General features: G+C 60.8%; 17 protein-coding genes. 12 read left to right on the top strand and 5 right to left on the bottom strand.

What is annotated here, in order from left to right:
• The first annotated feature begins 170 nt into the window (after positions 1-170).
• The 3 genes from cyaY (at position 171) to rnk (ending at position 1268) form a co-directional block, all read left to right on the top strand.
• A complete protein-coding gene (cyaY, locus tag BFN10_RS00960; RefSeq protein WP_071488045.1) occupies positions 171-503 on the top strand; it encodes an iron donor protein CyaY in 333 nt (110 codons plus the stop codon).
• 2 nt (positions 504-505) lie between these two features.
• Positions 506-724 (top strand): DUF1289 domain-containing protein, encoded by a 219-nt coding sequence (locus tag BFN10_RS00955; protein WP_071488104.1) that lies wholly within the window; start codon positions 506-508, stop codon positions 722-724.
• Positions 725-854: 130 nt separating this feature from the next.
• On the top strand, positions 855-1268 hold the full coding sequence (gene rnk, locus BFN10_RS00950) for a nucleoside diphosphate kinase regulator (protein ID WP_058424215.1): 414 nt from the start codon (positions 855-857) through the stop codon (positions 1266-1268).
• On the opposite strand, the gene BFN10_RS00945 is transcribed toward rnk, so the two are convergent.
• The 3 genes from BFN10_RS00945 to BFN10_RS00935 form a co-directional block, all read right to left on the bottom strand.
• Entirely contained in the window at positions 1265-4105 is a 2841-nt protein-coding gene (locus BFN10_RS00945; protein WP_071488044.1) for a class I adenylate cyclase, read from the bottom strand. The genes rnk and BFN10_RS00945 overlap by 4 nt on opposite strands.
• Positions 4106-4273: 168 nt before the next feature.
• A complete protein-coding gene (locus BFN10_RS00940) occupies positions 4274-4528 on the bottom strand; it encodes a TIGR02647 family protein (RefSeq protein WP_010207442.1) in 255 nt (84 codons plus the stop codon).
• 96 nt (positions 4529-4624) lie between these two features.
• The gene (locus BFN10_RS00935; protein ID WP_058424213.1) at positions 4625-4909 is read right to left on the bottom strand and encodes a hypothetical protein; all 285 of its coding nucleotides are present in this window, start codon (positions 4907-4909) and stop codon (positions 4625-4627) included.
• Between the two features lie 126 nt (positions 4910-5035).
• Between BFN10_RS00935 and BFN10_RS00930 the strand changes: the two genes are divergently transcribed.
• Positions 5036-5695, top strand: coding sequence for a glutathione S-transferase family protein (locus BFN10_RS00930; RefSeq protein ID WP_071488043.1), 660 nt, complete (start codon positions 5036-5038; stop codon positions 5693-5695).
• 27 nt (positions 5696-5722) lie between these two features.
• On the opposite strand, the gene argH is transcribed toward BFN10_RS00930, so the two are convergent.
• Entirely contained in the window at positions 5723-7117 is a 1395-nt protein-coding gene (gene argH, locus BFN10_RS00925; RefSeq protein WP_071488042.1) for an argininosuccinate lyase, read from the bottom strand.
• A gap of 505 nt (positions 7118-7622) precedes the next feature.
• On the opposite strand from argH, the gene BFN10_RS00920 reads away from it, so the two are divergent.
• From BFN10_RS00920 to BFN10_RS00890, 7 genes are all read left to right on the top strand, one after another.
• The gene (locus BFN10_RS00920; RefSeq protein WP_071488041.1) at positions 7623-8369 is read left to right on the top strand and encodes a LytR/AlgR family response regulator transcription factor; all 747 of its coding nucleotides are present in this window, start codon (positions 7623-7625) and stop codon (positions 8367-8369) included.
• A 138-nt stretch (positions 8370-8507) separates the two neighbouring features.
• Entirely contained in the window at positions 8508-9449 is a 942-nt protein-coding gene (gene hemC / locus BFN10_RS00915) for a hydroxymethylbilane synthase (protein ID WP_071488040.1), read from the top strand.
• The gene (locus tag BFN10_RS29610; RefSeq protein WP_071488039.1) at positions 9446-10204 is read left to right on the top strand and encodes a uroporphyrinogen-III synthase; all 759 of its coding nucleotides are present in this window, start codon (positions 9446-9448) and stop codon (positions 10202-10204) included. Before hemC ends, BFN10_RS29610 begins: the two co-directional genes overlap by 4 nt.
• Before the next feature lie 18 nt (positions 10205-10222).
• Positions 10223-11335 (top strand): uroporphyrinogen-III C-methyltransferase, encoded by a 1113-nt coding sequence (locus BFN10_RS29605; RefSeq protein ID WP_071488038.1) that lies wholly within the window; start codon positions 10223-10225, stop codon positions 11333-11335.
• A gap of 5 nt (positions 11336-11340) precedes the next feature.
• Complete coding sequence (locus BFN10_RS00900; RefSeq protein ID WP_071488037.1) at positions 11341-12582, top strand: heme biosynthesis protein HemY; 1242 nt, start codon at positions 11341-11343, stop codon at positions 12580-12582.
• A 236-nt stretch (positions 12583-12818) separates the two neighbouring features.
• Positions 12819-13340, top strand: a complete 522-nt coding sequence (locus tag BFN10_RS00895) for a disulfide bond formation protein B (protein ID WP_071488036.1) — start codon at positions 12819-12821, stop codon at positions 13338-13340.
• Between the two features lie 210 nt (positions 13341-13550).
• Complete coding sequence (locus tag BFN10_RS00890; protein WP_058424204.1) at positions 13551-14009, top strand: Rsd/AlgQ family anti-sigma factor; 459 nt, start codon at positions 13551-13553, stop codon at positions 14007-14009.
• Between the two features lie 56 nt (positions 14010-14065).
• On the opposite strand, the gene BFN10_RS00885 is transcribed toward BFN10_RS00890, so the two are convergent.
• Positions 14066-14743 (bottom strand): FKBP-type peptidyl-prolyl cis-trans isomerase, encoded by a 678-nt coding sequence (locus BFN10_RS00885; protein ID WP_071488035.1) that lies wholly within the window; start codon positions 14741-14743, stop codon positions 14066-14068.
• A gap of 192 nt (positions 14744-14935) precedes the next feature.
• Here BFN10_RS00885 and BFN10_RS00880 point away from each other — a divergent pair.
• A partial coding sequence (locus BFN10_RS00880; protein ID WP_208610093.1) for an AlgP family protein occupies positions 14936-15508 on the top strand: 573 nt, incomplete at its 3' end.

Genomic DNA, 15508 nt, shown 5'->3' with positions numbered 1-15508 from the left:
TGGAATACCCGTCCGGCGGGGGTTTGCCGACATGAAGATGAAGTGGACTACGCTGGCCGTGGATATTTCGTACCGCCAATCGTGATGGAATCGGTATCCTTTGCAATCGGCGGGGCTCGCCCGTATCGTGCGGCGCTCGAGCAAAACCAGACACTTTTGAGGTTGCCACAATGAGTTTGACCGAAGCCCGTTTTCACGACCTGGTGGATTCGACCCAGCAGGCGCTGGAAGATATTTTCGACGACAGCGGCCTGGACGTGGACCTGGAAAATTCGGCCGGTGTACTGACCGTCAAGTTTGAAAATGGCACTCAATTGATCTTCAGCCGCCAGGAACCGCTGCGTCAGTTGTGGCTGGCTGCGCGTTCCGGTGGTTTTCACTTTGATTTCAACGAAGAAGACAACAATTGGCAGTGTGACACCAGCGATGAACTGCTCAGTGAAGTGCTCGCGCGCCTGGTTAAGGAACAAGCCGGCGCCGATCTGGATTTCGACGAGATTTGATGGTGACCCAGCCTGCTGCCGTCCGTCCGCCCAAGCCGCTGTTCAGTAATGTCAGCCCGGCGGTGCCGTCACCTTGTATCAGTTTGTGTCGCCTGGACGAGCAGAAAGTCTGCCTCGGCTGCTTCCGCCATGTGGAAGACATCCGTGAATGGCGCTCTGCCGACGATGCACGGCGCCGGATCATCTGCGCCGAGGCCGAGCAGCGCCGGGCCCGCGCTTGAGGCTGTCTTGTTTATTTGTGACGCTGTGGTAGTGTCCGGATACGCCTCAACTCATCGAGGCCCGTGAGAACCCCGCCTTTCCTGGCGGGGTTTTGCTTTTTTGTGCAGAAAAAAGGAGTCTGCCTGAATCATGACCACCGCACCGTCCATCATCCTCACCCGTCTTGACGTGCAGCGTCTGGAGCAACTGATCGACCGCCTGGGCGACGAATCTCCCGGCGTCGAAGCGTTGCAAGCCGAACTCGACCGCGCCGAAGAAGTGGTTGGCCACGATGAAGTGCCTGCGGGTGTCGTGACCATGAACTCCAGCGTGCATTGCCGTGAGCAAGGCAGCGGCAAGGACTACCACCTGACCCTGGTCTACCCGAAAGATGCCAATGCCGATGAAGGCAAGATCTCGATCCTGGCACCGGTAGGCAGTGCTTTGCTTGGCCTGCAGGTTGGCCAGCATATCGACTGGCCGGCCCCTGGCGGCAAGACGCTCAAGCTGGAATTGCTCAGTGTTGAAGGCCAGCCCAAGGATGGCGGTGCCTTCCCTCTTTAAATCCGGCTCAGCGCTTCGTTGAGCGACAGTTCCAGCTCGGCCTTGTAGCGCAGGTACAGATTGCTGGGGCTTTGCACATCACCGAGCAGGCCGGACAGGTCTAAGTCGGTGATGTAGCAGCGGTAACGTTCGGGCTCCCGGCGTTGCCCGACGATTTCCTGGGCGACCACTGCAAACAGCTGGTCGCCAAATTCCAGCTCGGAAAACTCCCGCTGATTGCAGTACAGGGTGATCCCCACCTGGCCCGGCGCTGCCTTGCCGATAATCGCCTGCACGTCATAGAACGGTTTATTCGCCGGGTTCGACGGCGCAGGGCGAGGCTCGATGCCGCGCGCGCGACCGCTGCCCGACGGCAACAGTTGGTAATACAAGGTTTGCACTGCGCCCAGTGGCTCATGCGGGTCCAGCGGTGACAGCGCGTCGCGGCGATAAATGATCGACTGCAAAAAGCGCTGCAACGGCGCCAGCAGGCTCTGTTCGTCATGGAACGGCAAGCGCTGCTGCCACAGCGCGTTGAACTCATCCAGCACATACAACTCGGCGAAGCCTTCGTTGACTCGGTAGAACACCTGCACGCAATCGGCTAGCCCCATCGGCAGCAGCAGCGCCAGGTCGTGGTCTTCCAGGGCCATGGCGTCCAGATGCAGCGGGCTGTAGCGGGCCAGTTCTTCGCTGAGGTAGGCGATCAGCGCGTCCTGGGTGGGCAGTGACACGTGGGTCGCCTGGCCCGGTATCAGCTCCATCACGTGATAGTGCTGCTGTACCTGGAGCAGGTAACGGTGATTGCCCTGACCGAGCAGCAGGTTCTGGGCGGTGTCGAAGATTTCTTCCACGCGCTGGGCAATGAACTGCGCGCGGTTGTGACAGAAGCAGCGCACCCGCAGCCGTGGCAGATGGTCCGCCGGCAATTGATTGAGGTAGTCGCGCAGGCAGTCGAGCAGGGCGTGAGGGCCGTCGTAGCGGCTGACCATCACCTCGTTCCAGCTGTTGAGCGTGACCTGGTCCAGGGTCAGCACCAGGTTGTCGCGCACACCGGCATAACTCAGGGAGTCGGTGCGTTCGGTGGTCATCAGGATGTTCAGGTCGCGGTGGTGCTTGAGCGGGTCGACGCCGACGTTGATCAGCAGCAGGACTTCCTCAGGCACCGCCGAGCGCAGCAGGCGCTCTTCATCGACGCTGGCCAGGGGCAGGGCGACGCTCTGTTGCAGGCTGCCCAGCAGGTTGAACAGCTCGAACTCAGTCATGTCGCTGGTGCCGGGGTGCAGGGCCAGGCGGGTGCTGCTGTCGATCACACCGTTGCGATGGCACCAGGTGAGCATCTCCAGCAGGTCGCGGCTGCGCTTGATCGGCGCGAAGTGCTCCCATTCCAGGGCCGTGAGGTTGCCGTTGTACAGGCCCCAGTGGTGTTGGCCCGGCTCCTTGCGGTTGGGCGATTGCACCAGGGTCAGGGTGTCTTCGGCCAGATCCGGGGCGATGCCGGGGTTGATGAACTCGACTTTGCCGGCCTTGCGTTCAAAGGCGGCATACAGGCGCCGGCCCAATACGTTGAGGTCGCGTTTGTTGATCAGGCTGACGGTCTGTTCGGTGCGAGCGAACTGGGTCAGGAAGCGATAGCTGTAATTGAGCTCGTTGACCAGTGCGCGGCGCTCGGAGGCGACCTGGCGTACTTTCCACTGGCTGCGACTGTCCAGCAGTGTCAGTTGGCGCTGGTCCCAGCCCCATTCATGAGCCAGGCGCTCCAGCAGCAGGCGTTGCCAGCTGGTGCTGCGCTGGCCGGCGCTGAGCTTGCGGTTGACCTTGAGGTACAGCGAACGCCGCACCAGCTCCAGGCGTTCTGGCTCGTTGCGGGCCTTGAGGTATTCCTCGATGCGGCGGTAGACCACGATGTAGGGGTCCAGCTCGTCCAGGTCCATCTGGTTGGCGAATACCGCGCGCTTGAAGCGCAGGCTCAGGCAGTGCACGTTCGGGTGTTCGCTGGCATAGACCTCGGTCAGCAGCAGCTTGAGCACCGACTTGTAGGGCGACTCGATGCCCTTGAACAGCTGCCACAACCCGGCGCCGATGAATTCGCCCGGAGGGATGCGCGCCAGGTGGCCAAGGTCCAGGGTTTCGTCGGCACGGATAAAGCGCTTGGAAATCAGCGTGTGGGTGAACTCGGCATAACGAGTCTCTTCATACACCGGCACCAGCCACCAGATCGGTGTACGCCCGGCCAGCCAGATGGCGGTGCGGTAGAACTCGTCCAGCAACAGGTAATGCTGGGTGGTGCCGCAATCGTCGGAACTCAGTTGCGTGTCGCGCTCACCGAGCACAAAGCGTGTCGGCTCGATCAGGAAGAAGTGCGCCTCGGCACCCATGGTCAGGGCCCAGGCTTCCAGCAGTTGGCATTTCTTGCGCAGTTCGGCCAGTTCCACCTCGCTCAGGTCAGCGGCGTGACACACCCACACATCCATATCGCTCTGGTCGGCCTGGGCCAGCGTCCCAAGGCTGCCCATTAGAAACAGGCCGTGAATCGGTCGCGGTGGGTTGCCGTGGCGTGGCTTGTAGGAGAACGAGCGGGTCAGGCGCTGGGCTTCGGTCAGTGCCTGGGCGTCGGGTTCGAAATTCGACAGGCCGGCCGGTGTACTGCCCGATACATAGCCGGGCAGCAACGGGTGATTGACGTGGAAGAACAGCGGCAACAAGGTCAGCACGCTTTGCTGACGCGGCGTCAGCCCTTCGACAGCCCGGGCCATGCGCCCTTCGTTGAGGGCCATGAAACGCGCGCGCAATTGGGCCAGCACCTTACGGTCGATGCCTTCGTCCAGGTCGGGGCGGATCTCATGGGTGCGGGTCATGTCGAAGTCGGTGGCTCGCAGAGCCCGACGTGGGCGGCCATGTAGGAGTTTACAGCCAGTAGCGTGGGAGGTTTAGAGGGAAATGGATTTTGACGTCAGAATTTTCGCACCTCCAAAGCAATGCCCCCGGAATCCGCCAGTAGCGGACTCCATGGGCGATGTAGGGTATCAGGCAGCTTCTTTGGTAGTGGCAGTGGTCAGGATGGTCAGCAGGGTCTGGGCTTGTTCGGCAGCGTCCCGGCCAAGGCTGGTCAGGTAGCCCCCGTCCGGTTGGTCGATAAGTCCTTTCGCGTGCAGGCGCTTGGCAGCAGCGATGGCAGTGGGCGCGGCGGTCTGGTGAACTTTCAGACCTTCCTTGGTGCTGTCCAATGGGAAGAGTACAAGGATTTCCAGTTCGGCAACCAACTCAGGGGTATACGACATAAGGACTCCAGACTTTCTAAGAATTTATTAGAGGCTAGCAGGCCATAAGGTGAACGCACTTTGCCGAACTGTCCAGCGTGTTGCAGCGCCCCTGGATTATTGCTTTTCCGGGGGCAGTTCCGGCAGGGCGCGCAATGCAGTTTCATACCATTCGGTATTGAACGCACGGTCCTCTTCCAATAGCGCATCAATCTCGACAGCCAGCACGTGGGCCATCAGTTGCAGGATCTCTTCACGCTCATAACCCACCAGTGTCAGCTTGTTGAACGTGGCTTTGGCCGCCGGCGGGTTTTCGCTTTCAATCTGGTTCTCGATCGCTTCGATCAGGGTGTTTTCGGCGAATTCTTCTTCGTCGTTGTCGATATCGGTCGGCTCGCTCATGGCTGGCTCCTCAAGGAAAGGGCGTCAGTCTACCCCCATTCAGGCGGGTGATGCTGCTGGCAAGGCCGGGCCCTGAGGGCTATAACCCCTGCAGCCAACCCCATTCCCGGCCTGGAGGCACCTGCAATGCTCAAGCTCTACGGATTCTCGGTCAGCAACTACTACAACATGGTCAAGCTGGCGCTGCTGGAGAAAGGACTGTCGTTCGAAGAGGTGCCCTTTTTCTCTGGGCAGACCCCCCATGTCTTTGCGGTGAGCCCACGTGGCAAGGTGCCGGCCCTCGGCGTCAAGCAGGGGTTTATCAACGAAACCAGTGTGATCCTCGAATACATCGAACAGACCCAGGAAGGACCTTCGCTGTTGCCCGCCGAGCCGTTCCAGCGAGCCCAGGTGCTGGCGCTGTGCAGGGAGATCGAGTTGTACATCGAACTGCCGGCCCGCGCGTGTTACGCCGAAGCGTTTATGGGCATGCCGGTGCCGGAGGCGATCAAGGAGAAGTCCAGGTCCGAGCTGTTACTGGGGGTCGGTGCGCTGGGCAGGCACGGCAAGTTCGCGCCGTATGTGGCGGGGGAGAGCTTCACGATTGCGGATTTGTACTTCATGTACAGCGTGAACCTCGCCTGCGCGGTGGGCGAAAAACTGTTCGGCCTGGATTTGCTGGCTGAAATGCCGGCGGCCAAGGCGTTGCTGGACATGTTGCATGCGATGCCCAACGCTCAGAAAGTGGCGGAGGACAGGGAGGCGGCGATGCCTGCGTTCAGGGCCATGATTGCGGCCAAGAAATAACCCAGGCTGCACCGCACTCCCACCTGTTTAGCGGCTTGCGAGCAGGGCCTGGCCGCGTACCACTGCGGCTTTTACCTGCGCCGGGGCGGTCCCGCCCACGTGGTTGCGGGCATTCACCGAACCTTCCAGGGTCAGCACGGCAAACACGTCCTGTTCGATCTGGTCGCTGAACTGGCGCAGTTCTTCCAGGCTCATTTCCGCCAGGTCCTTGCCGGTGTCCACGCCGTACTTCACCGCATGGCCGACGATTTCGTGGCAATCGCGGAACGGCAGGCCACGGCGCACCAGGTAGTCGGCCAGGTCGGTCGCCGTGGAGAACCCGCGCAGCGCCGCTTCACGCATGATCGCGTGCTTGGGCTTGATCGCCGGGATCATGTCGGCAAACGCACGCAGCGAGTCGCGCAGGGTGTCGGCGGCGTCGAACAGCGGCTCCTTGTCTTCCTGGTTGTCCTTGTTGTAGGCCAGGGGTTGGCCTTTCATCAGGGTCAGCAGGCCCATCAAGGCGCCGAACACGCGGCCGCTCTTGCCACGCACCAGTTCGGGCACGTCGGGGTTTTTCTTTTGCGGCATGATCGAGCTGCCGGTGCAGAAGCGGTCCGGCAGGTCGATGAACTGGAATTGCGCGCTGGTCCACAGCACCAGCTCTTCGGAGAAGCGCGACAGGTGCATCATCGCAATACTGGCGGCGGCACAGAATTCGATGGCGAAGTCACGGTCCGACACGCCGTCCAGCGAGTTGCCGCCAACAGCGTCGAAGCCCAGCAATTGTGCGGTGTACTCGCGGTCGATCGGGTAAGTGGTGCCGGCCAGAGCGGCGCTGCCCAGAGGCATGCGGTTGGCACGCTTGCGGCAGTCCACCAGGCGCTCGTAGTCGCGGCTGAGCATTTCGAACCAGGCCAGCAAGTGGTGGCCGAAGGTCACCGGTTGCGCGGTCTGCAGGTGAGTGAAGCCCGGCATGATGGTGTCCGATTCACGCTCGGCCTGCTCCAGCAAACCTTTCTGCAGGCGGGTGATTTCGGACAGGATCAGGTCGATCTCGTCACGCAGCCACAGGCGGATATCGGTGGCCACCTGGTCGTTGCGGCTACGGCCGGTGTGCAGCTTCTTGCCAGTCACACCGATGCGGTCGGTAAGGCGGGCCTCGATGTTCATGTGCACGTCTTCCAGGTCGACGCGCCAGTCGAACGTGCCGGCTTCGATCTCGCCACGGATGGTGGTCAGGCCGTCGATGATGCTATCGCGCTCGGCATCGGTCAGCACGCCGACCTTGGCCAGCATCGTCGCGTGGGCGATGGAGCCCATGATGTCGTGGCGGTACAGGCGCTGGTCGAAGGTGACGGAGGCGGTGAAGCGGGCGACGAAGGCGTCGACGGGTTCACTGAAGCGGCCGCCCCAGGACTGGTTGGTCTTGTCGGTGCTCATGGATTCGCTCGTGATCTGCTTAATAAAGAGGCATGGAAGTGTGCCGGCGATAATAACAGGGTTGCCCGTGGACGCGGTGCTGCGGGTCGTCGGCATTTTTATTTGTGCAAAGGATGGCTAAGTGCCTTGCCGTCGACCGCGTCCAGGACGAGACTGAGGAAAGGGGCTTATTGAAACGATATTTGACGATTGAGCAATGTCGTCTCGGCGAGCGTCTACAGTTGGACTGATAGTGTGTGAATGCACCAAAGTCGGGTAATGCGGTCAGAGCCCAGACTATCCATTAAAAAAGGGGGGTATTCGGATTGTGTATCAGCAAACCCTACGACGATGCCCGAAGGCAGCAGGTCTTGGGCGCTATTGAACAGGTCCGGGTAAATATGGGTGCCACTCTCAGGGCACTTTTTGCCGCTCGCGCTAGTCTTAGCGTGGATCGCTGTGACGCAAGTCACCGCACCTGTCTACGCTATCCTTGTGCGAGACTCACGCAGGAATCCAGCGCAATATGAATGTCCTGATCGTTGATGACGAACCCCAAGCCCGCGAGCGACTGAGCCGTCTGGTCAGTGAGCTCGAGGGTTATGCAGTATTAGAGCCGAGCGCCACCACGGGCGAAGAGGCGTTGACGCTGATCGACAGCCTCAAGCCGGATGTGGTGTTGCTCGATATCCGCATGCCGGGCCTCGATGGCTTGCAAGTGGCGGCCCGATTGAGCGAGCGAGAGTCGCCACCTGCCGTGGTGTTTTGCGCAACCGGTGAAGAGTTTTCCACGGAAACGCTGGAAGCCAGCGGTGTCAGCTTCCTCATCAAACCGGTGGTGGGCGACGCCTTGCTCAAGGCCCTCAAAAAGGCTGAGCGCCCAACCCGCGTCCAGCTTGCCGCCCTGACTCAGCCTGCCGCCCAAAGTGGTAACGGGCCACGCAGCCATATCAGCGCCCGTACCCGTAAAGGCATCGAACTTATCCCGCTGGGTGAAGTGGTCTATTTTATTGCCGATCACAAGTACGTGACGCTGCGTCACCAGGGCGGCGAAGTGCTGCTCGATGAGCCGCTCAAGGCGCTTGAGGATGAGTTCGGCGACCGCTTCGTGCGTATCCACCGCAACGCGCTGGTGGCCCGTGAGCGCATCGAACGTTTGCAGCGCACGCCCCTGGGGCATTTCCAGCTTTTCCTCAAAGGCCTTAACGGCGACGCGTTGATCGTCAGCCGACGGCATGTGGCCGGTGTGCGCAAGATGATGCAGCAGCTTTAGCCCAAGGGTTGTAGCGAGGCCTGCATTCCATATCCCGGTGCGAGGTGGCCAGGGAGGCCCCGCACTTGCTGATTCAAATCAAAGCGTATTTGCCTGAGCTGTTATTATCTGCCGTATCTATTCAGTACGGATTGATCCATGTCCTCTCGCGAAATCCGCATCGCCACCCGTAAAAGCGCCCTGGCCTTGTGGCAGGCCGAATACGTCAAAGCACGCCTTGAGCAGGCCCACCCTGGCCTCAAGGTGTCCCTGGTGCCCATGGTCAGTCGTGGCGACAAGCTGCTCGACTCGCCACTGTCGAAGATCGGCGGCAAGGGCTTGTTCGTCAAGGAACTGGAAACCGCGCTGCTGGAAAACGAAGCCGACATCGCCGTGCATTCGATGAAAGACGTACCCATGGACTTTCCAGAAGGCCTGGGCCTGTTTTGCATATGTGAACGTGAAGACCCGCGTGACGCCTTCGTTTCCAATACTTATGCATCGTTGGATGAGTTGCCTTTGGGCAGCATCGTCGGTACGTCGAGCCTGCGTCGCCAGGCGCAGCTGCTGACTCGTCGTCCGGACCTGCAGATCCGCTTCCTGCGTGGCAACGTCAACACCCGCCTGGCGAAGCTGGATGCCGGTGAATATGACGCGATCATCCTCGCCGCCGCCGGCCTGATCCGTCTCGGTTTTGAAGACCGCATCACCTCGGCCATCAGCGTCGAGGACAGCCTGCCCGCCGGTGGGCAAGGCGCCGTTGGCATCGAATGCCGTACCGCCGACCGAGAAATCCACGCCCTGCTCAAACCTCTTGATCACCAGGATACCGAAGTGCGCGTCACGGCCGAGCGCGCCCTGAACAAGCACCTCAACGGTGGCTGCCAGGTGCCGATCGCCTGTTACGCCGTGCTCGAAGGTGAAAACCTGTGGTTGCGTGGCCTGGTGGGTGATCCGGAGGGTGGCACCCTGCTGACTGCCGAGGTCCGTGGCCCGCAACGTGATGCCACGGCCCTCGGTATCCAGGTGGCTGAAGCGCTGCTGGAGAAGGGCGCCGGTGCCATTCTGCAAAAAGTCTACGGCGAGGCCGGCCCGCAGTGACCGAATGGCGTGTGCTGCTGACGCGGCCTGCCGAGGAATCGATGGCCCTGGCGGCCACGTTGTCCGATGCGGGGGTTTTCAGCAGCAGCTTGCCGTTGCTGGATATTGAGCCGCTGCCGGTCACTCCTGAACAGCAGGCTGTCTTCCATGACCTGAGCCGCTACTGCGCGGTGATCGTAGTAAGCAAGCCGGCGGCGCGACTTGCGGTCGCGCAGTTGGATCGCGCATGGCCGCAGTTGCCATGGTTCAGTGTCGGCGCCGCCACCGCGCAGGTATTGGCTGATCACGGCCTCACCGTTCACTATCCCCCCACTGGCGACGACAGCGAGGCCTTGCTTCAATTGCCTGCGTTGCGCGAGGCTATCGCACGCCCTGATGCCCAGGTCTTGATCCTGCGAGGCGAGGGGGGGCGTGAGCTGCTGGCGGAGCGTTTGCGTGAGCAAGGTGCTAGTGTCGACTATCTGGAGTTGTATCGCCGTTTCCTGCCGGCCTACGACGCCGGGGTACTGATGCAACGCATCCAGTTGGAACGCTTGAACGGCCTGGTGGTCAGCAGTGGGCAGGGTTTTCTACACCTGCAAGCCCTGGCCGGAGCCGATTGGCCGCAAGTGGCACAGCTACCGTTGTTCGTGCCGAGCCCGCGAGTCCATGAGATGGCGCGGGCCGCCGGTGCAGAAAAAGTTGTGGATTGTCGTGGTGCGAGTGCCGCGGCTTTGTTAGTGGCGATACGGAGCTATACCGTTCCCACTCTCTGAAACGCAAAGGACGGATACGTGAGCGAAACAGCCTTGCCTAAAGATGAAACCCAACCCGCACTTGATGCGCCGGTTGAGTCACCGGTCACCGCGCCGCGCCGTGGCAATGGCCTGGCAATCGTCGCCCTGCTGCTCGGCGCCGCCGGTGTTGCCGCGGGCGGTTGGGGGATCTGGCAGGTCCGCGCCCTGCAGGCCAGCAGCCAACAGCAGTTGGGCCAGGTGCAGACCCTCGATGACCAGTCCCAGTCCCTCAAGCAAAGCCAGCAACAACTGGCGGCGCGCGTGGCGCAGTTGCCGGGTGCGGATGAGCTTGAGGAGCGCCGTCGTTTGGTGGCCCAGTTGCAGGGCGACCAGCAACGTCTGAGCCAGCGCCTGGAAACCGTGCTGGGCGCCAGCCGCAAGGACTGGCGTCTGGCCGAGGCCGAACACTTGATTCGCCTGGCGAGCCTGCGTCTGTCTGCCCTGCAGGACATCAACAGTGCGCAGGCGCTGGTGCAGGGTGCCGACGAGATTCTTCGCGAACAAAGCGATCCCGGCTCCTACGCTGCACGCGAGCAATTGGCCAAGAGCCTAGCTGCGCTGCGTAGCACCGAGCAGCCGGACCGCACCGGGCTGTACCTGCAATTGGCGGCCTTGCGCGACCAGGTCGTGCAGTTGGCGGCCATCGCCCCCGAATACCAGTTGACCGAGCCGGCCTCCCAAGGCCGCCCGACCACGGACACCGAAAGCCGCTGGAGCCAATGGTGGGAGCAGATTTCCCGCTACTTCCGCATTGACTTCAACCCGGATGACAACATCCGCCCGCTGCTGGCCGGCCAAGGCTTGAACCAGGTGCGCCTGGCCCTGAGCCTGGCCCTGGAGCAAGCACAATGGGCCGCTCTCAATGGCGAGTCGGCAGTCTATAGCCGCTCCCTGGGAGAGGCGCGCAGCGTCTTGCAGGACAACTTCAACCAGGACAACCCACAGAGCAAGGCGATGCTGGCGCGTATTGCAGAGCTTGAGCCCAAGGCGGTGTCGGTGGTGACGCCGGACCTGGCTGCGAGCCTGGCGGCTGTGCAGGCGTACCTTGAGCGGCGTCATCTGTCTGCCGACGAAGCCAAGGCGGCGGCGACGCCGGCGAAGCAGGAGTAGAGCTGATGAAACGTTTCTATGTGGTCCTGGTGCTGGCGATTGCCATCGCGCTGGCGCTGGCGGTGGGCATTTCGAAACACACCGGTTACGTGCTGGTCACCTACCCGCACGTGCTGCATTACGAGTCAAGCCTGTGGGCGACCGTGGTGGCGGTGTTTGCCATCGGTTTGGCGATTTACCTGATCCGCGTGCTGCTGAGCCTGGTCACCACTTCCGGTGGCGTGGTCAACCCGTGGTCGCGGCGCAACCGCAGCCGCCGCGTGCAGATCGCCATCGAACAAGGCCAGATGGACCTCGCCGAAGGCCGATGGGCCAGCGCCGAGCGCCACCTGCACCGCGCTGCCGAAGCCGAGCGTCAGCCACTGCTGTACTACCTCGGCGCGGCCCGTGCTGCCAATGAGCAGGGGCGCTACGAAGAGTCCGATGGTTTGCTGGAGCGTGCCCTGGAGCGTCAGCCCCAGGCCGAGCTGGCGGTTGCCTTGAGCCATGCCCAACTGCAACTGGACCGTGGTGATACGGAGGGTGCGCTGACCACCTTGCAGGCGATGCACGAACGCCATCCCCATAACGCGCAGGTGCTGCGCCAATTGCAGCGCTTGCATCAGCAGCGGGGCGACTGGTCATCGGTGATCCGCCTGTTGCCGGAATTGCGCAAGGACAAAGTCCTGCCCGCCAGTGAACTGGCCGAGCTTGAGCGTCGTGCGTGGGGCGAGAACCTCAGCCTCGCAGCCCAACGTGAAGAACAGGGCGAGGCCGGCTTGCAGTCCCTTGAACGGGCTTGGCAACAACTGACATCCGCTCAGCGTCAGGAGCCGCAATTGGTCCTGGCCTATGCCGAGCAATTGCGTCAACTGGGCGCCGACGCCAAGGCTGAGGAAGCATTGCGCGGCGCCATCAAGCGTGGTTACGACAGCCACCTGATCCGGCTGTATGGTCTGTTGCGTGGCAGCGATCCGGCCCGGCAGCTGAAGTTTGCCGAAGGTTGGCTGAAGGATCATCCTGGCGATGCCAGCCTGCTGCTGACGTTGGGCCGTCTGTGCCTGCAAAACAGTTTGTGGGGCAAGGCGCGAGACTATCTGGAAAGCAGCCTGCAGGTGCAGCGTAACCCTGAGGCCTGCGCCGAGCTGGCGCGCTTGTTGGCCCAACTGGGTGACACCGAGCGCAGTAACCAATTGTTCCAGGAAGGGCTGGGGTTGCTGGATAACCGTTTGCTGGCTTCACCGTTACCCGTCCCGGCCCGGGTTTGAGGCAGGAAGACAGGCGAGGGTTGGCTCGGATATGTCTGGCAGCCAATCCCTCAGGACCTCAGAAAGCAGCTATCAGCGAGATTGTGGGCAAAGTCCGACGCTCTGTTGTCTAAAGTCTTCCATCTTCTGGCGGGATCTCCTTAACCTCTCGCGGAATCGTCTGCTCCAGCATGTATTGAAAGCGGTCAGGCCTTTCCTCTACCGTAGCGACCTATCTTTCGCGATGCGGATAAAGCATGTCTTTGGCCCCTTCACGCTCCTTGTATGTCCTTGCGTTCCTGGCGGGTGCGCTGACATTGGGCGCCTCGTTTTACCTCGAGTTCGGGGTCTCGTTGCGTCCTTGCTTCCTGTGCCAGATGCAGCGGGGTTTCCTGGCCGGTTTCACATTAGTCAATCTGGTCGCCGCCCTTCATAACCCCAAGCGCTCGGTTATCTGCCTGTATGGGCTGGCGAGCATGGGCTTCGCACTGCTGGGTGCCATTACCGCCGTACGCCAAGTACTGCTGCAAAACGCCGCACCGGGACAGTCGGCTGATTGCTGGCCCAGCCTGCATTACATGATCGAAAACCTGTCGTTTTGGCAGGCTCTGCAATTGACCGTCAAAGGCACCGTCGACTGCGTTGAGATCAACTGGACGCTGTTTGACTTGAGCCTGCCGGAGTGGAGCCTGCTGTTCTTCATTGGGATGTTGATATTGGGCGTCATGCAATTTTCACAGCTGTTTTTGAGCCAACGTTTGCGCCCGGCGAGGCGCTGATATCGGGTCGCAGTTTGTAGGACGGGATTAAACACTTGTATGAACTTTCTCTCCTGCGTACCTTGAAGCCATAGTCATGCGGGCATAATCTGGCCCGCACGTGTAGTTCAAACCGTTTGTCAGACGCGGCCTTGTCCGGCTGCTGCTTTATCCTTGAAGTGTTGCGCGGGCACCAGGCGGCAGCGCCCCTATTAGGGAAGAGAGATCATCATGCTGGAAAGTTGTCAGAATGCTCAGGAACGCTGGGGTGGGGTGCACAAGCTGATCGACAGCTGGTTGAAGGCACGTCACGAACTGGTTCGGGCCTTTGATGCTCTTGGCGCCAAGCCTGAAGCACTGGCCGAGAACCGTGAACCGTTGCAGGACTTTTGTGGTGTGTTGGTGGACTACGTGTCAGCCGGCCATTTCGGTGTCTATGAGCAACTGACCAAGGAGGCCGAGGCCTTCGACGATCAGCGTGGCCTGGATTTGGCGGAAACCATTTACCCGCGTATCGACGTCATCACTGAAAAGCTGCTCGAGTTCACCGACCTGTGTGATGCCGGTAACTGCGTGGCGGATAAATTCAAGGAATTGGGCGCGTTGCTTCACGAACGGTTCGAGCTGGAAGACTGCCTGATCGAAGTGCTGCACAACGCTCACAAGGAAGAGTCTGCTACCCAGGCTTGATCCGCGATAATAGCGGTACAAAAAACGGTGCGCATGGCGCACCGTTTTTTATTGCCTCAGTGTCGGGTACCGAGCAATTCGATCTCGAACACCAGGGGTGTATAGGGCGGGATCAATTCGCCGGCACCGTCGGCGCCATAGGCCTGGGACGATGGAATCACCAGGCGCCATTTGGCGCCCACCGGCATCTGTTGCAACGCGCTGCTCCAACCGCTGATCACACTGTCCAGGCGAAACCATTGAGGTTGCGCGCTCTGGTCGAACACTGTCCCATCGGGTAGCCGTCCCACGTACTTCACTTGAACCTGGTCGCTGGCCTTCGGCTTGTCGCCAGTGCCTGGGGTGAGCTCGGTAAGCAGGATTCCATCCGCCAACTCGCGCACACCCTTTGTGGCTTTTTCTTTGCTCAGGAATTGTTGTTCGGCCGCGAGTGCTTTTTCGCTTTGAGGTGCCTGCGCGTCAGCTTCGCTTTGTGCTTCGTGCTGGGCAAGAATCTGTTCGATGCGTGCGTTGTCCAGCGCCAGGGGTTTGCCTTGATAGGCTTGTTTGAGGCCTTCGACCAGCGCCTGGATCTGCAAGTCGGGAACCTCCTGGCGCAGGCGTTCGCCGAGGCTGGCGCCCAGGCTGTAGGCGAGGTCGTGCTGGTTCTGGTCGGTGTTTTTTACCGGCGATTGTTCGCTCGCATTGGCCACCGAAATCGCCAGGCCAAGCACAAGAAAAAGGTAACGCGACATGGGCATCCTCCCGCCGAAAGTGCGACGGATTATGCCAGTGTGGTGACGTAAAAAGTGCCGCGTATTTTCGTTATCTCGATAAGAATTTTCTCACGGTGCAACGCCAGGCAAACGATACTGTCAACATGCCCTAGCGGCGGTAAGAGCAGAGGGCTAGTATGAGCCGCACCCACGTCAGCCAGGAGGTAAACCATGTCGGCCAAACAGAAGCCTGTTAATACCCCGTTGCATTTACTCCAACAACTCTCGGGCAGCTTGCTCGAACATCTGGAAAGCGCCTGTTCCCAAGCGTTGGCCGATGCAGAAAAACTGCTCGCCAAGCTGGAAAAACAACGCGGTAAAGCGCAAGAAAAGCTGCACAAATCCCGTACCAAACTGCAAGACGCCGCTACTGCCGGCAAGGCCAAGGCACAAGCCAAAGCCAAAGACGCTGTCAAAGAACTTGAGGACCTGCTGGACGCCCTCAAGGATCGCCAAGCTGAAACCCGCGCCTACATTTCCCAACTGAAAAAAGATGCTCAGGAAAGCCTGAAACTGGCCCAGGGCGTAGGTCGTGTGAAGGAAGCCGTGGCTAAGGTGTTGGGCGCTCGTACCCCAGCTAAAGCTGTTGCAGCGAGCGCGGCGAAGAAGCCGGCGAGCAAAGCTGTTGCTGCCAAGGCACCCGCTAAAGCCGTAGCAAAACCTGCTGCTGCCAAGCCAGCCTCTAAAACCGCTGCTGCAAAACCAGCCGCCAAGCCAGCCGCTAAAACCGCTGCTGCAAAACCA

The organism is Pseudomonas extremorientalis (assembly GCF_001870465.1).
Lineage (GTDB): Bacteria > Pseudomonadota > Gammaproteobacteria > Pseudomonadales > Pseudomonadaceae > Aquipseudomonas > Aquipseudomonas extremorientalis.
The sequence above is the reverse complement of the archived record's forward strand: the minus strand, read 5'-3'. Positions and strand labels throughout refer to the sequence as shown.

Excerpts from the sequence above, each read along its gene's own strand:
- cyaY (WP_071488045.1), top strand. The coding sequence starts at position 171 with ATGAGTTTGACCGAAGCCCGTTTTCACGACCTGGTGGATTCGACCCAG.
- rnk (WP_058424215.1), top strand. The coding sequence starts at position 855 with ATGACCACCGCACCGTCCATCATCCTCACCCGTCTTGACGTGCAGCGT.
- BFN10_RS00945 (WP_071488044.1), bottom strand. The coding sequence starts at position 4,105 with ATGACCCGCACCCATGAGATCCGCCCCGACCTGGACGAAGGCATCGAC.
- BFN10_RS00940 (WP_010207442.1), bottom strand. The coding sequence starts at position 4,528 with ATGTCGTATACCCCTGAGTTGGTTGCCGAACTGGAAATCCTTGTACTC.
- BFN10_RS00935 (WP_058424213.1), bottom strand. The coding sequence starts at position 4,909 with ATGAGCGAGCCGACCGATATCGACAACGACGAAGAAGAATTCGCCGAA.
- BFN10_RS00930 (WP_071488043.1), top strand. The coding sequence starts at position 5,036 with ATGCTCAAGCTCTACGGATTCTCGGTCAGCAACTACTACAACATGGTC.
- argH (WP_071488042.1), bottom strand. The coding sequence starts at position 7,117 with ATGAGCACCGACAAGACCAACCAGTCCTGGGGCGGCCGCTTCAGTGAA.
- BFN10_RS00920 (WP_071488041.1), top strand. The coding sequence starts at position 7,623 with ATGAATGTCCTGATCGTTGATGACGAACCCCAAGCCCGCGAGCGACTG.
- hemC (WP_071488040.1), top strand. The coding sequence starts at position 8,508 with ATGTCCTCTCGCGAAATCCGCATCGCCACCCGTAAAAGCGCCCTGGCC.
- BFN10_RS00900 (WP_071488037.1), top strand. The coding sequence starts at position 11,341 with ATGAAACGTTTCTATGTGGTCCTGGTGCTGGCGATTGCCATCGCGCTG.
- BFN10_RS00895 (WP_071488036.1), top strand. The coding sequence starts at position 12,819 with ATGTCTTTGGCCCCTTCACGCTCCTTGTATGTCCTTGCGTTCCTGGCG.
- BFN10_RS00890 (WP_058424204.1), top strand. The coding sequence starts at position 13,551 with ATGCTGGAAAGTTGTCAGAATGCTCAGGAACGCTGGGGTGGGGTGCAC.
- BFN10_RS00885 (WP_071488035.1), bottom strand. The coding sequence starts at position 14,743 with ATGTCGCGTTACCTTTTTCTTGTGCTTGGCCTGGCGATTTCGGTGGCC.